At 39.4% G+C, this 18,360-nt stretch carries 18 protein-coding genes and 1 pseudogene; 16 read left to right on the top strand and 3 right to left on the bottom strand.

Annotated elements, in window-relative coordinates; all coding sequences use genetic code 11:
* Positions 1-2,124, top strand: a 2,124-nt coding sequence (locus tag K1I67_RS08755; RefSeq protein ID WP_223339635.1) for a pneumococcal-type histidine triad protein, incomplete at its 5' end; no start/stop codon positions are given.
* A 222-nt stretch (positions 2,125-2,346) separates the two neighbouring features.
* Here K1I67_RS08755 and pepT read toward each other — a convergent pair.
* Positions 2,347-3,570: a peptidase T gene (gene pepT / locus K1I67_RS08750; protein ID WP_223339634.1), complete on the bottom strand. Its 1,224-nt coding sequence runs from the start codon at positions 3,568-3,570 to the stop codon at positions 2,347-2,349.
* 154 nt (positions 3,571-3,724) lie between these two features.
* Here pepT and hemH point away from each other — a divergent pair, with 154 nt between their 5' ends.
* Complete coding sequence (gene hemH / locus K1I67_RS08745) at positions 3,725-4,819, top strand: ferrochelatase (RefSeq protein ID WP_223339633.1); 1,095 nt, start codon at positions 3,725-3,727, stop codon at positions 4,817-4,819.
* 286 nt (positions 4,820-5,105) lie between these two features.
* Here the strand turns inward: hemH and mnmE are convergent, their stop codons facing one another.
* Both mnmE and K1I67_RS08735 read right to left on the bottom strand, forming a co-directional pair.
* A complete protein-coding gene (gene mnmE, locus K1I67_RS08740) occupies positions 5,106-6,479 on the bottom strand; it encodes a tRNA uridine-5-carboxymethylaminomethyl(34) synthesis GTPase MnmE (RefSeq protein WP_223339632.1) in 1,374 nt (457 codons plus the stop codon).
* A 282-nt stretch (positions 6,480-6,761) separates the two neighbouring features.
* On the bottom strand, positions 6,762-6,944 hold the full coding sequence (locus tag K1I67_RS08735; RefSeq protein ID WP_001117401.1) for a 4-oxalocrotonate tautomerase: 183 nt from the start codon (positions 6,942-6,944) through the stop codon (positions 6,762-6,764).
* A 123-nt stretch (positions 6,945-7,067) separates the two neighbouring features.
* Between K1I67_RS08735 and K1I67_RS08730 the strand changes: the two genes are divergently transcribed.
* From K1I67_RS08730 to K1I67_RS08665, 14 genes and pseudogenes are all read left to right on the top strand, one after another.
* Positions 7,068-7,667 carry a thymidine kinase gene (locus tag K1I67_RS08730; protein WP_153225373.1) on the top strand — a complete coding sequence of 200 codons (600 nt, stop codon included), beginning with the start codon at positions 7,068-7,070 and terminating at the stop codon, positions 7,665-7,667.
* On the top strand, positions 7,657-8,136 hold the full coding sequence (locus tag K1I67_RS08725; RefSeq protein ID WP_223339631.1) for a GNAT family N-acetyltransferase: 480 nt from the start codon (positions 7,657-7,659) through the stop codon (positions 8,134-8,136). Before K1I67_RS08730 ends, K1I67_RS08725 begins: the two co-directional genes overlap by 11 nt.
* Before the next feature lie 9 nt (positions 8,137-8,145).
* Complete coding sequence (gene prfA / locus K1I67_RS08720) at positions 8,146-9,225, top strand: peptide chain release factor 1 (RefSeq protein WP_223339630.1); 1,080 nt, start codon at positions 8,146-8,148, stop codon at positions 9,223-9,225.
* On the top strand, positions 9,225-10,061 hold the full coding sequence (prmC, locus tag K1I67_RS08715) for a peptide chain release factor N(5)-glutamine methyltransferase (RefSeq protein ID WP_223339629.1): 837 nt from the start codon (positions 9,225-9,227) through the stop codon (positions 10,059-10,061). Before prfA ends, prmC begins: the two co-directional genes overlap by 1 nt.
* Entirely contained in the window at positions 10,048-10,647 is a 600-nt protein-coding gene (locus K1I67_RS08710) for an L-threonylcarbamoyladenylate synthase (RefSeq protein ID WP_223339636.1), read from the top strand. The genes prmC and K1I67_RS08710 overlap by 14 nt, the downstream gene beginning before the upstream one ends.
* Before the next feature lies 1 nt (position 10,648).
* A complete protein-coding gene (locus K1I67_RS08705; protein ID WP_223339628.1) occupies positions 10,649-11,080 on the top strand; it encodes a GNAT family N-acetyltransferase in 432 nt (143 codons plus the stop codon).
* A gap of 56 nt (positions 11,081-11,136) precedes the next feature.
* Positions 11,137-12,393, top strand: coding sequence for a serine hydroxymethyltransferase (gene glyA, locus K1I67_RS08700; protein WP_223339627.1), 1,257 nt, complete (start codon positions 11,137-11,139; stop codon positions 12,391-12,393).
* 7 nt (positions 12,394-12,400) lie between these two features.
* Positions 12,401-13,375: a nucleoid-associated protein gene (locus K1I67_RS08695; RefSeq protein WP_223339626.1), complete on the top strand. Its 975-nt coding sequence runs from the start codon at positions 12,401-12,403 to the stop codon at positions 13,373-13,375.
* Positions 13,375-13,977, top strand: coding sequence for a lysozyme family protein (locus tag K1I67_RS08690; protein ID WP_223339625.1), 603 nt, complete (start codon positions 13,375-13,377; stop codon positions 13,975-13,977). Before K1I67_RS08695 ends, K1I67_RS08690 begins: the two co-directional genes overlap by 1 nt.
* A gap of 82 nt (positions 13,978-14,059) precedes the next feature.
* A complete protein-coding gene (locus tag K1I67_RS08685; protein WP_223339624.1) occupies positions 14,060-15,034 on the top strand; it encodes a DUF1002 domain-containing protein in 975 nt (324 codons plus the stop codon).
* A 74-nt stretch (positions 15,035-15,108) separates the two neighbouring features.
* Positions 15,109-16,740: a 23S rRNA (uracil(1939)-C(5))-methyltransferase RlmD gene (gene rlmD / locus K1I67_RS08680; protein WP_223339623.1), complete on the top strand. Its 1,632-nt coding sequence runs from the start codon at positions 15,109-15,111 to the stop codon at positions 16,738-16,740.
* An 18-nt stretch (positions 16,741-16,758) separates the two neighbouring features.
* A complete protein-coding gene (locus K1I67_RS08675; RefSeq protein WP_004804245.1) occupies positions 16,759-17,040 on the top strand; it encodes a CD1845 family protein in 282 nt (93 codons plus the stop codon).
* 88 nt (positions 17,041-17,128) lie between these two features.
* Positions 17,129-17,908 (top strand): replication initiator protein A, encoded by a 780-nt coding sequence (locus tag K1I67_RS08670; RefSeq protein WP_000344978.1) that lies wholly within the window; start codon positions 17,129-17,131, stop codon positions 17,906-17,908.
* Positions 17,905-18,285 (top strand): annotated as a pseudogene (locus K1I67_RS08665) (ATP-binding protein); the annotation flags it as partial. The gene K1I67_RS08670 and the pseudogene K1I67_RS08665, both read left to right, overlap by 4 nt.
* Positions 18,286-18,360: the final 75 nt, after the last annotated feature.

The following is an 18,360-nucleotide window of genomic DNA, read 5'->3' as shown; positions in this document are numbered from 1 at the left end:
CATCATGAAGATGAACATGATCATGGATTTGCAGCTGAGCGTGTGATTAGAGAAGATGAGCAAGGTTTTGTAGTTTCACATGGAGACCATGCCCACTATTTCTTTAAAAAAGATTTATCAGCAGAACAGATCAAGGCAGCACAAGAGCATTTGCATGGGCATGTCCAAACAGAAGTTCCAAAAGATAATCATAATACTCATAAAGAAAATGAAGCGAAACACGAGCATCATGAAGATGAACATGATCATGGATTTGCAGCTGAGCGAGTAATCAGTGAGGACGAACAAGGTTTTGTGGTTTCACATGGAGATCATGCCCACTATTTCTTTAAGAAAGATTTATCAGAGGAGCAGATTAAGGCAGCTCAAGAACATTTGCATGGGCACCATAAGGCAGAGCCTGTAAAACCTCTTGCCAAGACTGTAGAAAGTTTCTCTCGAGATGCCAGCGATGAAGAAAAGATAGCTTATATCTCTAAAACCTATGGTGTTCCGCTTGAAGCGATCCGAATTTCAAATGGATTCTTTGTATTTGGAAATCCAGACCAGGCTTATGACCCTACTCACATTCACCCTTATGCAGTTCGAAAGGAACACGTTCGTATTCCTCTCCAAACAGGTGATGCAGAGCTTGATTTCCTAAACGAACTCTATACAACTGCTTTACGTGATGGCGTTTCTCCTTATAGTTTGCAGGTTGAAAATGGTAGCTTCGTCATTCCTCACGGCGATCATAATCACTACATCAAAGTACAAACTAAAGGCTATGAAGTGGCTTTGAAACATAAGATTCCTGCCTTGCAATCTAACTACCAACCAGGAGCCTTTGATGAAGCTACTGTTCAAAATAAGGTTGATCAACTTCTAGCAGAAAGTCGTGAAGTCTATAAAGATAAACCAATTTTACAAAGACAAATTGAACTTGCTTTGGGGCATTTCTCTGAAAATATGAAGAAACTCTCCACCAACTCAACTGCTGGATATTTAGCAGCTTTGGATTTGTTTGATAAGCAATATATCCATATTGACTCAGGTGTCAAACCAACAGAAATCAGTCCTTTAGACAAAAAATATCAAGCTTTAGTAGATAAGATCAATACCTTGGATACAGATGCTTATGGACTTCCTAAAAAGGATCTCTTGACTCAGCTTCAAGAAAATAAACTAGCCCAAGATGAGGCTGGTCTAGATGCAGTTGAAGCTAAGTTACAAGCTTTGCAAGATTTCAATGACCGTACTGGCGTTACAACGGTCGAATACATCAAGTATTTCTATCAACATCTATCTGACGGTCGCTTAAATGACAAGTTACGAGATAAAGTTGCCAACCTAACTTGGACACTTTATCAGTCACAATCCTTCCTTAAGGCAACTGACTTGAACAAACTCTTCCCAGAAATCTATCAAACAAAAATAGAAGTTGAAGAAGCACTGAAAAATGAGCCAGTTGCAAGCAAGACTTCTGAGACAATCTTAGATACAGAAAAAGTGGATGGACATAGTGCTAAAACTGCAGTCTATGAGTTCTTGAAAGGTTTGTATGATGATCTCAAACCTGAGGAACAAAGTAACCATGTCTTAAAAGGGCAAGTAGGAGAGTTACTAACAAAAGCTGAAGAATTAGTGAATCAAGTTAATGAGGAGGGGGTTAAAGCTTCACTCTCTGACGAAGTGAAAAATTTGAAGACTGCGTTGGAGAAAGAAGACGCAGACCTTGATGAATTAAATACACAAGTCCAAGATCTTCTCAAACGTATTTCACAGACTATTCAGAATGAACGTGAAAATGTAAAACAAGATCCAGAGGTTGTGGCTCTCTATCAACAGCTTTATAATGGTATCATTGCCCTTCATAGCTATTTAGAGATGAATAATGGTTCAGATGCTGACTTTGAGAAAGTAGATGCCCTATTCGATAAATTGGCAGCAGCAAGTAAAGACAAACAAGCTTTGCTAACGGTTGCTCAAGAAATCGTTTTGTTAAATCAAGAGTTCCAATCTAAAGGGAAGGTAGCTGAAACCAGCACTCAACAAACAAGTGAAGAATCAAATGATAAACAAGCTGAGTCAAACCTAACTCCTGCAACTACATCTCCAGAAACAAGAGAAAAAGTAGCAGAATAACAAAAAGCCAGTCACTACCGTATCAAAAGTAGGCTGCTGAAAAAAAGAGAGTGGGACAGAAATCGGTAATTCGTTAGAATTCGATTTCGTCGTCCCACCTCCGCACAGTTGAGTAGGGCTGTAAAAGCTGATGAAATCAGCGTAGTGGAGCCCACTCAACCACTGCGTCTTGCTCGACAATTCAAAGACAATTAAGAGGCTAGGACTTTTGTCCCAGCCTCTTTAGTCTTTATAAGCTACAATTCCAATAATAGTGTCTACTGCACGTTCCATTGTTTGTAGGCTAACGTATTCAAAACGTCCATGCATGTTTTCACCACCAGCAAAGATATTTGGCGTTGGAATTCCCATAAAGGAAATCTTAGATCCATCAGTTCCGCCACGGATTGGTTCAATGATAGGAGTGATTTCAAGATCTTCCATAACCGCTTTGGCAATGGTTACTGGGGTCATATCCTTTTCGATGACTTCCTTCATGTTGTAGTACTGGTCAGTCAATGTTAGAGTAACACGATTGCTACCAAGTTCTTGGTTCATCTTATCTGCAATAGCTTGCATAGCAGCTTTACGCGCTTCAAAGTTTTCTTTTTCAAAGTCACGAATGATGTAGCTAGCACGTGCTTCCTCGACAGTTCCTGTCACATCCATGAGATGGTAGAAACCTTTGTAACCCTCAGTCAACTCAGGTCGGTCACCAGCTGGGAGTTGATTGTGGAAGTCAATCGCTAATTGAAGGGCGTTAACCATTTGTCCTTTAGCTGTTCCTGGGTGAACATTACGACCTTGGAAATGGAGTTCAGCACCCGCAGCAGAGAAAGTTTCATACTGAAGTTCACCTAGAGGTCCACCGTCAACTGTATAAGCAAAGTCAACATTGAAATCCTCTGCATCAAATTTATTAGCACCGACACCGATTTCTTCATCTGGTCCGAAGCCAACACGGATTTCACAGTGTTTAATTTCAGGATGAGCAGTCAAGTATTCGATAGCTGTCATGATTTCAGCGATACCAGATTTGTCATCAGCACCTAGAAGGGTAGTCCCATCTGTAGTAATTAAGGTTTGGCCAGGATATTTCTCTAAGCTCTTGAAATCTGCTGGATCTAGTTTGAAACCAGAGTTCCCAAGCCCGATAACGCCACCATCATAATTTTCAATAACTTGCGGGTTAACGCCTTCAGCATTAAAATCTGCTGTATCCATGTGGGAGATAAAGCCAATCTTACGAGTCAAACTAGGATCGTTAGCTGGAAGAGTACCGATAGCAAAACCGTTTGGTAGATAGTAGACATTTTGCAAACCAACACGTTTCATTTCAGGGATGAGGAAATTGGTTGCGAAGTCTACTTGACTTTGGGTACTTGGTGTAGTGGTTGAATGTTCGTCAGAACGTGTATTGACTTTGACATAAGTCAAAAAACGCTCCAACAATGTTTGGTATTTCATAAAAACTCCTTTTTTCCTTCTTTTAAAACCATTGTATCATAGAAAGAAGAGAAAAACAAAAGTCAGAAGGGAGATAAAATCCTTATGTTAGCGTTTACTTATGGCTTCTTTAGTGATACAATAAAAAAAATAAAAATATCACAAGGATGCAAATATGAAAAAAGCGATTTTAATGATGACATTTGGTTCACCAGAAGAGATTACCTTTGAAGGAGTAGCCGACTTTTTTACCAACATTCGTCGTGGAGTTCGACCTCACGATCACGAGATTCAAACACTCTATGATAATTATGTTCGAATTGGAGGAACTCCACTTCAAAAAATTACCCGTGAAGAAGTTGCTTTGGTAGAAGCTAGGTTAGGAAATGAATATAGTGTGTATTTTGCTAATAAATTTTCAAGCCCTTTTATTCCAGATGTGATTCGGCAAATGGAAGCAGATGGAATTGAAAAGTGTATTTGCTTGATTTTGGAGCCACACTATTCCTTTTACTCTGTCATGGGGTACGAAAAGTTTCTGGAAAGCAAACAAATTCAGTTTTTAGTTATTAAGGACTGGTATCAAGAAGAAGCACTATTAAACTATTGGACAGCTGAAATTGCTAAAATTTTAAAAGAAAAGGTGAAACAGGATAGCTTTAAAGTCATCTTTTCTGCCCACAGTGTGCCTATTTTTGCCTTGGATTTTGGTGATCCCTATATCGACCAGATTTTCGAAAATAGCAAGTTAATTGCTGAGAAATTAGGCTTGAAACCAGAGCAATATACCAACACTTGGCAGAGTGAAAGTGATATTGGTATTCCTTGGATTAAGCCAGATGTCCTGGAATATCTTAGAGAACAGGAAGAACATCCAAATCATTATATTTTTGTGCCTATTAGTTTTATTAGTGAGCACATTGAAGTTTTGTTTGACAACGATGTGGAATGTCATGACTTGTGTCAGGAATTGGGTGTGAACTACCATCGTCCACCAATGCCAAATACAGATTCTCGTTTGATTGATGCCTTGGTCAATATTGTCCGAGCAAACGAACATAAAGAATTTAGAGAATTCCTCCCAGAAGAAGAGACCTTTGATGAACTAGTCCCTTCGGATGAAACTAAGAATATTTTAGATGAATCACAAGACTTACAAATGCCAGAATTTGTTAAAAAATTAATCGAGAAAAAAGGTCGTGAAAATGTCAAGATGCCTTATTTAATCAAAAAAATGCTTGAAAAAGCTGGCAAATTACCCAAAGACTAAGTGAAAATAGAAAAGAACTGGTAAAGTTTGTTTCAAATATCTGCTAAGGCAGGATATAACTTAGAACATGAAAGAAAAGGCGGTGGGACAGAAATCGATAGACAAAGTCTTGATTTAGTAGTCCCAGCCCCGCGAGGATGATTAGGAGCTTTTTGGAGTCTAAAAGACGAACAAAAAGTTCAATCAGCTACCGCGTCAAATTATGATTGATAATAAAAAGTGAGGTCGGGATCTTTTTGTCCCAACCTCTTTTTAGGTTACTAGCATTTTTTGACCTAGTTTTTTCTTATTTACCCAAACAAAATTGGCTGAACAACTGAGTAATGAGTTCATCTGGTGCAGCATCACCAGTGATTTCTCCGAGGATTTTCCAAGTACGGGTCAAATCAACTTGAAGCAAATCAACTGGCATCCCCAGCTCAAGACCTTCGTTAACTGCTTGTAAGCTTTCAACTGCCTTCTCAATTAAGGAAATGTGACGGGCATTGGACAAGTAAGTAGCATCTTGTTCGACCAAACCAGCATTTTCAAAGAAGAGGTTGTTAATCCGTTCTTCAATCTTATCAATGTTTTGATTTTTGAGGACTGAAATACGGATGACATCTTCAGGAAGTTCCTGAGTTTCAATAGCCTCAGGTAGGTCAGTTTTGTTCAGTAGGATGATACGGTTGGTATCTTGACTGATTTCAAGAAGTTGTCGGTCTTGGGCAGTTAGAGGTTCGCTGGCGTTTAAGACAAGTAGTACCAAGTCAGCTTCCTTGAGAGCTTTTTTGGAGCGTTCAACACCGATTTGCTCGACGATATCATCTGTTTCACGGATACCCGCAGTATCAATCAACTTAAGTGGTACACCATTGATGTTGACGTATTCTTCGATGACATCTCGAGTAGTTCCTGCAATATCCGTTACAATGGCTTTATCTTCGCGCAGGAGGTTATTGAGAAGGCTAGACTTCCCAACGTTGGGGCGTCCGATAATGGCTGTCGAAATTCCTTCACGAAGGATTTTCCCACGACGAGCTGTTCTAAGGAGATTGGTTAGTAATTGTTCAAACTCCAAGGTCTTTTCACGGACAACAGCAGTAGTGGCTTCTTCAACATCGTCGTACTCAGGATAGTCGATATTAACCTCTACTTGTGCTAGTGTATTGAGGATCTCCTGACGAGTATTGTTAATGAGCTCAGAAAGGGAGCCATCTAACTGTTTGACCGCAATATTCATAGCCTTGTCCGTCTTGGCGCGAATAATATCCATGACAGCTTCAGCCTGAGTTAAGTCCACACGACCGTTAAGGAAGGCACGTTTAGTAAACTCACCAGGCTCTGCCATACGAGCCCCTTCACGGATAGCTAATTGAAGGATTTCATTAGTTACGGCGATCCCACCGTGGGTATTGATTTCGATGATATCCTCACGAGTGAAGGTCTTTGGAGACTTCATAGCTCCCACCATAACTTCATCCATGACCTTGCCTGTCTGTGGGTCAACGATGTGGCCGTAGTTAAGAGTGTGGCTAGCAACCTTGCTCAAGTCCTTGCCTTTAAAGATTTTCTGCGCAATGGCAAAACTATCCGTTCCGCTTAAACGAACAATCCCAATAGCTCCTTCACCTAGTGGAGTGGAGATTGCTGCAATGGTATCAAATTCCCGTGTAATCATATTTTTTCCTTTTTCACAACTTTTGTTGGACTCAGTATCCAACTATCTCTTCAAATTGTAACAAATTTTAGTATTTTCTTCAATGAATGCCACTTATTAAGAAAAGAGGCTGGGACAAAAGTCTTAGCCTCTCAATTGTCTTTGGATTGTCGAGCAAGACGCAGTGGTTGAGTGTGCTCTACTACGCTGATTTTATCAGCTTTTACAGCCCTACTCAACTGTGCGGAGGTGGAACGACGAAATCGAATTCTAACGAATTACCGATTTCTGTCCCACTCTCTCTTACTTAGTGCGCATTTCACCTTGCGGAAAGTAAGTTCCTTCTGGCATATCGTTGATGATAACATGAACGGCAGATTGTGGTGCGCCAGTGTTACGAACCACAGCTTCAGTTACTTCCTTGGCTAGGGCTTTCTTTTGCTCTAACGTGCGTCCTTCAAATAAATCGATGCGTACAAATGGCATAATTGCGTCCTCCACTAGTTATTTGATTTCTTCTATTTTACCACAATTTGCCATTTAAAGCTTTGAGAAAATATGGTATACTAGAATGTAGCAAAAATTTAGAAATGGACGTGAAATAGAAGCATGGCACAGTTGTATTATCGTTATGGGACCATGAACTCAGGCAAGACGATTGAGATTCTTAAGGTAGCCTATAACTATGAGGAGCAAGGAAAGGGAGTTGTGATTATGACTTCGGCTCTGGATACGCGTGACGGTGTTGGCTATGTTTCAAGTCGAATTGGAATGAAAAGACCAGCAGTTGCTATTGAGGAAACAACGGATATCTTTGGATTTATCCGAGATTTACCTGAAAAGCCTTACTGTGTGCTTGTCGATGAAGCCCAGTTTTTAAAGCGTCACCATGTTTACGACCTAGCTCGTGTTGTGGACGAGTTAGATATACCTGTCATGGCATTTGGTTTAAAAAATGACTTTCGTAATGAACTATTCGAAGGTTCAAAATATCTTCTGCTCTTAGCAGATAAGATTGACGAAATCAAGACCATCTGTCAGTATTGTAAGAAAAAAGCGACCATGGTCTTGCGTACCCAGGATGGACTGCCAGTCTATGATGGTGAACAAATCCAGATTGGTGGAAATGAAACCTATATCTCAGTTTGCCGAAAACATTATTTTGCGCCACTGATAACATCTAAAAAGGAACAAGACTATGACAATTGAACTAAGAGATGTTACAATGGAAAATTATTTTGATGTTCTGCATTTGGATGTCAAGGAATATCAAAAGCAATTCATTGCAACCAACGCAATTAGTTTAGCTGAAGCATATGTCTACACTAAAAATGGAGATTTTGTAGCTCCATTAGCAGTTTATGATAATGATGCAATTATAGGTTTTGTGATGATAGCTTATGATAAAAAGATCGGAATTAGTAGTGGAAATTATTTACTATTTCGTTTTATGATTGATAAGAATTTTCAAAATCAAGGATATTTTAAACCAATTATGGATAAAGTGCTGGACTATGTTCGGACAGCGCCAGCAGGTTTAGGCAATAAACTTTGGTTGTCTTATGAACCAGAAAATGAACATGTAAGATCTTGTTACCTCAGTTATGGATTTAAAGAAACTGGGGAAATATTTGAGAACGAAGTAGTAGCAATCTATGATTTAACAATTGAGAAATAAGGAGAAAAAATGAACATCTATGATCAACTACAAGCTGTAGAAGACCGTTATGAAGAGTTGGGAGAATTGCTCAGTGACCCAGATGTGGTCTCTGATACCAAGCGTTTCATGGAGCTTTCAAAAGAAGAAGCTTCAACTCGTGACACAGTAACCACCTACCGTGAATACAAGCAAGTTCTTCAAAATATTGTCGACGCCGAGGAAATGATTAAAGAATCTGGCGGAGATGCGGACTTGGAAGAAATGGCCAAGCAGGAACTCAAAGATGCCAAGGCCGAAAAAGAAGAGTACGAAGAAAAACTGAAAATCTTACTTCTTCCAAAAGATCCAAACGATGATAAAAATATTATCCTTGAAATCCGTGGAGCGGCTGGTGGAGATGAGGCAGCACTTTTTGCTGGTGACCTCCTAACTATGTATCAAAAGTACGCTGAAGCCCAAGGCTGGCGCTTTGAAGTCATGGAAGCATCCATGAACGGTGTCGGTGGTTTCAAAGAAGTGGTTGCCATGGTTTCTGGTCAGTCAGTTTACTCTAAGCTTAAGTACGAGTCAGGTGCCCACCGTGTGCAACGTGTCCCTGTGACAGAAAGCCAAGGTCGTGTCCATACCTCAACAGCGACTGTCCTTGTCATGCCTGAGGTAGAAGAAGTAGAATACGATATCGATCCAAAAGACCTTCGTGTCGACATCTACCACGCATCAGGTGCTGGTGGACAGAACGTCAACAAGGTTGCGACTGCCGTTCGTATCGTTCACTTGCCAACAAACATCAAGGTCGAGATGCAGGAAGAACGTACCCAGCAGAAAAACCGTGAGAAGGCTATGAAGATTATTCGTGCGCGTGTTGCTGACCACTTTGCACAGATTGCGCAAGATGAGCAAGACGCTGAGCGTAAGTCAACTATCGGTACAGGCGACCGTTCAGAACGTATCCGTACTTATAACTTCCCACAAAACCGTGTTACAGACCACCGTATAGGCTTGACTCTTCAAAAACTTGATACGATCTTGTCTGGTAAACTAGATGAAGTTGTGGATGCCTTGGTCCTTTACGATCAAACACAAAAATTGGAAGAATTGAACAAATAATGAAACTAGCTCAAATGTTTAAAGATTTTGAGGAAAAGTTGATAGCAAAGGGAGAGGAAGCAGAAAGCCTCTCCTTTGTCTATCGTAGCCTAAAAAATCTATCTTTTACAGACTTCGTCTTTGACCTCCAGCAAGAAGCTTTAGAGGAGGAATGCAAGTTTGTAGAGGAAATTTACACGAAACTGGCAGATCATATCCCTGCCCAGTACATTATCGGTCATGCTGAATTCTTTGGGATGCAGTTAAAGGTAGATGAGCGGGTCTTGATTCCCCGTCCAGAGACAGAAGAGTTGGTAGAACTCATTTTGGCTGAGAATCTAAAGGAAAATCTCAAAGTATTGGATATTGGGACAGGGAGTGGAGCAATTGCCCTTGCTCTAGCAAAAAGTAGACCTGATTGGACAATCACAGCTAGCGATATCTCTCAAGATGCTCTTGATTTGGCTAGCAAAAACGCCGAAATTCAAAATCTTAATATATTTTTAAAAAAATCTGATTGTTTCTCTGAAATTTCTTCAAAATATGATATAATTGTTTCCAATCCACCCTATATCTCTCGATCAGATGAGTCAGAGGTTGGTTTGAATGTCCTACATTCAGAACCTCATCTGGCACTCTTTGCAGATGAAGATGGTTTAGCAATCTATCGCAGAATCGCGGAAGATTCCAAGGACTATCTAAATGATGGTGGTAAGATTTACCTTGAAATTGGTTACAAACAAGGACAAAGTGTCCCAGCACTTTTTAAGGAGAATTTTCCTGAAAAACAAGTGAGAACACTCAGGGACCAATTTGGCCAAGATAGGATGGTTGTTGTTGATGATGGAGAAAATTAAGCAAGAGTTGGAAAAGGGTGGGGCAGTTGTCTTACCTACCGAGACAGTTTACGGTCTCTTTGCCAAAGCTCTAGACGAAAAAGCAGTGGACCATGTTTACAAACTCAAACGTCGTCCCAGAGACAAGGCGCTCAATCTCAATGTCGCTTCTATCGATGACATCTTGTATTTTTCTAAACATCAACCAGCTTATCTAAAGAATCTTGTTGATGCCTTTTTACCGGGTCCACTAACGATTATCCTAGAAGCTAATGACAGAGTTCCCTACTGGGTAAATTCAGACTTGGCTACAGTTGGATTTCGGATGCCTAGTCACCCTGTTACCTTGGACTTAATCCGTGAATTTGGTCCTTTAATCGGGCCATCGGCCAATATCTCAGGTCATGCTAGTGGGGTTAGCTTTAAAGAAATTCTGAAAGATTTTGACCAAGAGGTCTTGGGACTCGAAGACGATTCTTTTTTAACAGGTAAAGATTCTACTATTTTAGATTTATCTGGCGACAAGGTGAAGATCTTACGCCAAGGAGCGATTACACGAGAGGATATCCTTACCAAGATACCTGAAATTCCTTTTGAGGAGGTATGACATGCTACGTGATTTGAAAGTAACAGATGTTGCATCTATTTGTGAGATTAACAAAGAAGCTTTAGGTTACTCTTTTAGTACAGAGGAAACGGCTAGTCAACTAGCCAGATTATCCCAAGACTCACATCATTTCCTACTAGGTTATGAGGATGATGCTAGTCATGAACTCCTTGGCTACGTTCATGCAGAGGTTTACGAATCTCTCTATTCTAAAGCGGGATTTAATATCTTAGCCTTAGCAGTTTTACCTCAAGCGCAAGGTCAAGGTATTGGTAAAAGTTTACTACAAGGGTTGGAACAAGAAGCAAAAAGACGTGGTTATGAGTTTATTCGCTTAAACTCTGCCGATCATCGTCTGGGTGCTCATGCATTTTATGAAAAAGTTGGTTATACTTGTGATAAAGTGCAGAAACGGTTTATTCGCATCTTTTAGTTTGATTTATGTAGAACAAAACTAAAGGACCTGTCACACTATAAAGGAGAAGACCTATGATTTTTGACAAAGATGATTTTAAAGTTTATGACGCAGATCTCTGGAATGCTATTGCCAAAGAAGAAGAACGCCAACAAAATAACATTGAGTTGATTGCTTCCGAAAACGTCGTTTCAAAGGCTGTTATGGCTGCTCAAGGGTCTATCTTGACCAATAAATATGCCGAGGGTTACCCAGGACGTCGTTATTATGGTGGAACTGATGTAGTAGACGTGGTAGAAACTCTAGCTATTGAACGTGCTAAAGAAATCTTTGGTGCCAAGTTTGCCAATGTACAACCCCACTCAGGAAGCCAAGCCAACTGTGCTGCCTACATGGCCTTGATTGAGCCAGGTGACACTGTCATGGGTATGGATCTGGCAGCAGGTGGTCACTTGACTCACGGAGCTCCTGTCAGCTTCTCTGGTCAAACCTACAACTTTGTTTCTTATAGTGTTGATCCTGAAACAGAACTCTTGGACTTTGATGCTATCTTGAAACAAGCCCAAGAAGTAAAACCAAAACTGATCGTAGCAGGTGCTTCAGCGTATTCTCAAATTATCGACTTCTCAAAATTCCGTGAAATTGCTGATGCTGTTGGGGCTAAGCTCATGGTGGACATGGCCCATATCGCTGGTTTGGTTGCTGCTGGTCTACATCCAAGTCCAGTTCCATACGCTCATATCACAACAACGACGACCCACAAAACCCTTCGTGGACCACGTGGTGGTTTGATTTTGACTAATGACGAGGACCTAGCGAAGAAAATCAACTCAGCTATTTTCCCAGGTATCCAAGGTGGACCTTTAGAGCACGTTGTTTCTGCTAAGGCTGTTGCCTTCAAAGAAGTTTTGGATCCAGCCTTCAGGGAATACGCTGCTAATGTCATCAAGAACAGCAAGGCTATGGCAGATGTCTTCTTGCAAGACCCTGATTTCCGTATCATTTCTGGCGGAACTGAAAACCACCTCTTCCTTGTTGATGTAACTAAGGTTGTAGAAAACGGAAAAGTTGCTCAAAACTTGCTAGATGAAGTCAACATTACCCTAAATAAAAACTCTATCCCTTACGAAACCTTGTCACCATTCAAGACAAGTGGTATTCGTATTGGAGCAGCCGCAATAACTGCACGTGGATTTGGTGAAGAAGAAAGTCGTAAAGTGGCAGAGCTTATCATTGAAGCCCTTAAGAATGCAGAAAATGAAGCTGTTTTAGAAGAAGTGAGAAGTGCAGTCAAAGAATTGACAGATGCCTTCCCATTGTATGAGGACTAATACTTTTATGGACATTTATATTAAGAAAGCCATTATCCATCAGTTCAGCCCAGATGATACTGAGTTGTTTCTAGCGGATAAATTTCTCAATATCACTCCAAAAATCGAAGAATACCTGCGCAAGAAAATTGAACGTGTGTATTCGGATGAAGCTAAGACTGGGATTTTCGAAGAAGAAAATCCCTTCTTCAATCACATTACAGACGATTTGTTGGAGACATCAGTAAAACTGGCAAACCTCTGGAAAGAGGAATTCAGCATTTCCGAAAATCTCAAGACCAATGACTTGATTTTTGTGCAATTTTCTAAAGAAGGTATAGAACATTTTGCTTTCTTGCGAATTGCCCTGCGGGAGACCTTGACCCACCTCGGTGGAGAAGTTGATAATCCAATCAAGTTGACTCAGAATAACCTTCCAGGATTTGGTACAGGCGCAGATGAGGCCTTGGTGGTCAATCTTCAAAGCCGAAAATATCACCTGATTGAGAAACGAATCAAGTATAACGGGACTTTTTTGAATTACTTTTCTGAGAATTTGATTCAGGCTCAGCCAAAGATTTCACCTAAGAAGTCAATCAAGGAACTGGAAAAAACAGCTCAGAGAATTGCAGAGACTTTCAACACAGATGATTTTCAATTTCAATCTAAGGTCAAGTCTGCTATTTTCAACAACCTTGAAGAAAGTAATGAATTGTCTCCTGAAAAATTGGCAAATGACCTTTTTGACAACAATCTCACTGCACGTCTTAGCTTTATTGATCAAGTCAAGGAAGCAGTACCAGAGCCAGTTCAGTTTGATGAAATCGATGCTAGTCGCCAATTAAAGAAATTTGAAAACCAAAAGCTTTCTCTGTCAAATGGGATTGAATTAATTGTACCCAATAATATTTACCAAGATGCTGAGTCGGTAGAATTTATCCAAAATGACAATGGAACCTACTCTATCTTAATCAAAAACATCGAGGATATACAAAGCAAATAATGTTTAAATTTATAAGAAGGGTCTTGCTACTTGTTCTTATCTTATTTACTGGCTATAAACTTTTTCACATGTATAAGGATGTTAAGCAGGTCATGACTTATCAATCCTTGGTACGAGAAGTTTTAAGTGAGCAAGATACGCCAGCAAATGAAGAACTAGTTCTGGCCATGATTTATACCGAAACCAAAGGTAAAGAAAGTGACGTGATGCAGTCTAGTGAGTCTGCCAGCGGTACTACAAATACGATCTCTGACAATAGGAGTAGTATTCGTCAGGGAATTCAAACCTTGACTGAAAATCTTTATTTAGCGCAAGAAAAAGGAGTAGATGTTTGGACTGCTGTACAGGCTTATAACTTTGGTCCAGCTTATATCGATTATATCGCCCAAAACGGGAAAGAAAATACACTTGCCCTAGCCAAACAGTATTCGAGAGAAACAGTTGCTCCGATTTTAGGAAATACAACTGGGGAAACCTATCGCTACCTCAACCCAATTTCCATCTTTCAGGGTGGAGAACTTTATGTAGATGGTGGGAACTATTATTACTCTAGACAGGTTCAACTAAACCTCTACATTATTAAATTTTTTAATCTATTTTAAGCACTTAGAAGAATCTAGGTGCTTTTATAAGCTTTCTTTAAGAATAGTTTAATATGCTAGAGAAGAAAAGGAGGAACGTCTCATGCGAAAGAAATTCTTTCTGACTAGCGCTGCGGTTCTTTTGGCGGTTGCAACTTTGCAAAGTGCTCAAGCAGCCACTGATGTTCAAAAAGTAATTGATGAAACCTATGTTCAACCTGAGTACGTCTTGGGTTCTTCGTTAACGAAAGATCAAAAAAATCAAACTTTAAAAAAACTTGGCTATAACTCCTCTACAGATACCAAAGAACTGAAGACTATGACACCTGATGTCTACTCAAAGATTATGAACGTCGCCAATGACTCTAGTCTCCAGCTCTATTCGTCCGCAAAAATTCAAAAATTAGGAGAAAAATCTCCACTTGAAGTGAAGATTGAGACACCTGAAAATATCACTAAAGTGACGCAAGATATGTATCGAAATGCTGCTGTTACCTTAGGTGTGGAGCATGCTCGTATCACCGTAGCTGCACCAATCCCTGTAACAGGTGAAAGTGCCCTAGCAGGTATTTATTATTCATTAGAAGCTAATGGTGTTCAGTTACCTCAGGAAAATAAAAACCTGGCTCAGGAGGAGTTAAAAGCCTTGTCAGATATCAATGACGAGAATAAGGACAAATCTGGCTATGATGCCAATAAACTGAACGTAGCCCTTGCTGATATCAAGGCTGCAGTCGCTAAGGCTAAAGAGTCTAAGGGTGAACTTACAGAAGATGATGTTCGTAAGATTGTTGAAGATACTTTAAAGAACTATAAACTGGATCAAGTTGTTACAGGCAACCAAGTCAATGTCATCATCAACTTTGCCTTTAATCTTTCTAAGAGCGATATTCTTAATAACGAAGACTTTACAAAGACTCTAAAAGATCTGAAACAAAGTATCGTTGCACAAGCAGGTGATAGTTTTAGCAATATCGACCTAAACTTTGATGCTAATAAAGCTATTCAAGACGGTGGAAATATCCTTAGCTCAATTTGGCAAGCTATCCTTGATTTCTTCAAGAGTTTTGGTGCTTAGGTCAATTCATGGTATAATAGATGGTAACAGAATTGTTGCCGTCTTTTTTTGTCGGCTTATAGAAAGTGAAAATTATGTTAAAGAAAAATGATATTGTAGAAGTTGAGATTGTCGATTTAACTCATGAAGGAGCAGGTGTTGCCAAGGTAGATGGCTTGGTCTTTTTTGTGGAGAATGCTCTGCCGACTGAAAAAATCCTTATGCGTGTCCTTAAAGTCAACAAGAAGATCGGCTTTGGTAAGGTCGAGGAATATCTTACACAATCTCCACATCGTAACCAAGACTTAGATTTGGCTTACCTACGTTCAGGCATTGCCGACTTGGGGCATCTAGCTTATCCAGAGCAACTCAAGTTTAAAACCAAGCAAGTAAAAGATAGCCTATATAAGATTGCTGGAATCACGGATGTAGAGGTTTCAGATACTCTTGGCATGGAAAATCCTGTCAAGTATCGTAACAAGGCTCAGGTTCCTGTTCGTCGTGTCAATGGTGTTCTGGAGACTGGTTTCTTCCGTAAGAATTCTCATGATCTTATGCCTCTTGAAGATTTTTATATCCAGGATCCAGTGATTGACCAAGTTATTGTCGCTTTACGTGATTTGCTTCGTCGCTATGACTTAAAACCCTATGATGAAAAGGAACAGTCTGGCTTGATTCGTAACCTTGTTGTTCGTCGTGGGCATCATTCAGGTCAGATTATGGTTATTTTGGTAACAACTCGTCCTAAAATTTTCCGAGTTGAACAGTTGATTGACCAAGTCATTAAGCAGTTCCCAGAGATTGTGTCTGTCATGCAAAATATCAATGACCAGAATACCAATGCCATTTTTGGAAAAGAATGGCAGGTTCTCTATGGTCAAGATTACATTACGGACCAAATGTTGGGGAATAGCTTCCAAATCTCTGGACCAGCCTTTTATCAGGTCAATACAGAAATGGCAGAGAAGCTTTATCAGACAGCTATTGATTTTGCGGAGTTAAAAGAAGATGATGTGGTGATCGATGCCTACTCAGGAATCGGGACTATTGGCTTATCAGTTGCAAAGCATGTCAAGGAAGTTTATGGTGTCGAAGTCATCCCAGAAGCAGTAAAAAATAGCCAGAAGAACGCAGAATTGAACGGTATCACCAATGCCCACTATGTCTGTGACACAGCTGAAAATGCTATGAAGAATTGGCTCAAGGAAGGCATCCAACCCACTGCCATCCTGGTCGACCCACCACGCAAAGGCTTGACCGAAAGCTTTATCAAAGCAAGCGCTCAAACTGGAGCTGACCGCATTGCCTATATCTCATGTAATGTCGCCACCATGGCGCGTGATATCAAACTCTACCAAGAGTTGGGCTACGAATTGAAGAAAGTTCAGCCAGTGGACCTTTTTCCGCAAACGCACCATGTCGAGACGGTAGCGTTATTGTCCAAACTTGATGTCGATAAACATATAGATGTTGAAATTAAGCTTGATGAGCTTGATTTGACAAGTGCTGAAAGTAAAGCGACTTATGCACAAATCAAGAAATATATATTGGAAAAGTTTGATTTAAAGGTTTCGACACTCTATATTGCACAGATTAAAAAGAAATGTGGAATTGCACTGAGGGAGCATTATAATAAATCAAAAAAAGAGAAACAGGTTATTCCACAATGCACACCGGAAAAAGAGGAAGCTATCATGGATGCGTTAAGGCATTTTAAGATGATTTAATAGAAATGGAGGGTATTTATGAGATGGATATTAAAAATAATCTTATTTCCAATTAGATTGCTGTTAAGTATCCTCACTGCATTTCTGACATTCCTGCTCGGCATAGGAACAACTATTCTATATTTCTTGATGCTGATGTGTATCGTTGCTGCAATAGGATCATTTATACAAAAAGATATATCACTTGGAATTGAGGCGTTGGTATTAGGATTTTTGTTAAGTCCATATGGAATACCCATGGTCGGAGCAACCGTTATAGCCTTTCTTAAAGGTATAAACGAAGTAATAAAATCGATTTGAAAAATTTCATAAAAATGGTTACCAAAGACGATAGAGAAAAAACTATCGTCTTTTTCTTTGTAAAATTTTAAGGAAAGGAGGTGAAGCGATGGACTTTGACTATTTCTATAACAAAGAAGCGGAACGATTTAATTTCTTAAAAGTTCCGGAGATATTGGTTGATGGAGAAGAATTTAAGGGATTATCTGCCGAAGCAATTATCCTTTATTCTATGCTTTTGAAACGAACAGGAATGTCCTTTAAGAATAATTGGGTGGACAAGGAAGGCAGAGTATTTATCTATTTTACTGTTGAAGAAATTATGAGAAAAAGAAATATCTCAAAGCCAACAGCCATAAAAACTTTAGATGAACTCGATATGAAAAAAGGAATCGGACTTATTGAAAGAGTAAGGCTTGGACTTGGAAAACCAAATATCATTTATGTTAAAGACTTTATGAGCATATTAGCGGTAAAAGAAAATGACTTTCAGAAGTCAGAAAACTTAACTTCAGAAGTAAAAGATTTTAACCTCAGAAGTAAAGAAAATGAACTTCAGGAAGTTCAAAATCTTGACTCTAACTATATAGAGAATAATAAGAGTAAGTATAGTAAGAGAGAATATAGTTTTGGTGAAAACGGACTTGGAACATTTCAAAATGTATTTTTAGCTGCTGAAGAAATATCCGATTTACAAATCATAATGAACTCACAGCTTGATAATTACATTGAGAGATTATCTGCATATATCAAAAGCACCGGAAAGACCTATAAAGACCATAAAGCAACAATCCTTTCTTGGTTCTATAAAGATCAGGGAAGAAGCAAAGAAGTGAAAACATCAAATATCCCGACATGGGAAGAATATGATAAAGGAGAACACCTATGATGAAAGAATTAGAAAAAGTAATGATAGAGGATGTAGAGTACGCCTACGATCCTGAAAAAGAATATATCAAAGACGGACACGCCTATTGCAAAGTCTGCCATGAAAGAAAAGACGGAAAAGCGATGGAGTTTTTTGGAAACAAGATGCTCTTTAGAACTTCATGCAAGTGTGATAGAGATAGAGAAGCAAGAGAAAAGGAAAGACAAAAACAGATGGATATAGAGCGATTAAAGAGTAGCTGCTTTAACTCTGTTATTCAGTGGTCATACACATTTGAAAATTATCAGGGAGAAGAAAATCAAAGCCTTATCATTGCAAAGAACTTTGTAAAAGACTATGAGGAAATGAAAAAAGAAAATATCGGACTTCTTTTTTATGCCCTGTTGTAAAATGAAGTGCAACACAAAAGACATGTTCATCTGATATACTAGAGTTGCAAAAAACAGTATAGA

Origin of the sequence: Streptococcus infantis, assembly GCF_019929575.1 — a bacterium.
Taxonomy (GTDB): domain Bacteria; phylum Bacillota; class Bacilli; order Lactobacillales; family Streptococcaceae; genus Streptococcus; species Streptococcus infantis_L.
Note: the sequence above shows the minus strand (reverse complement) of the source record. Positions and strands in the feature narration are given on the sequence as shown.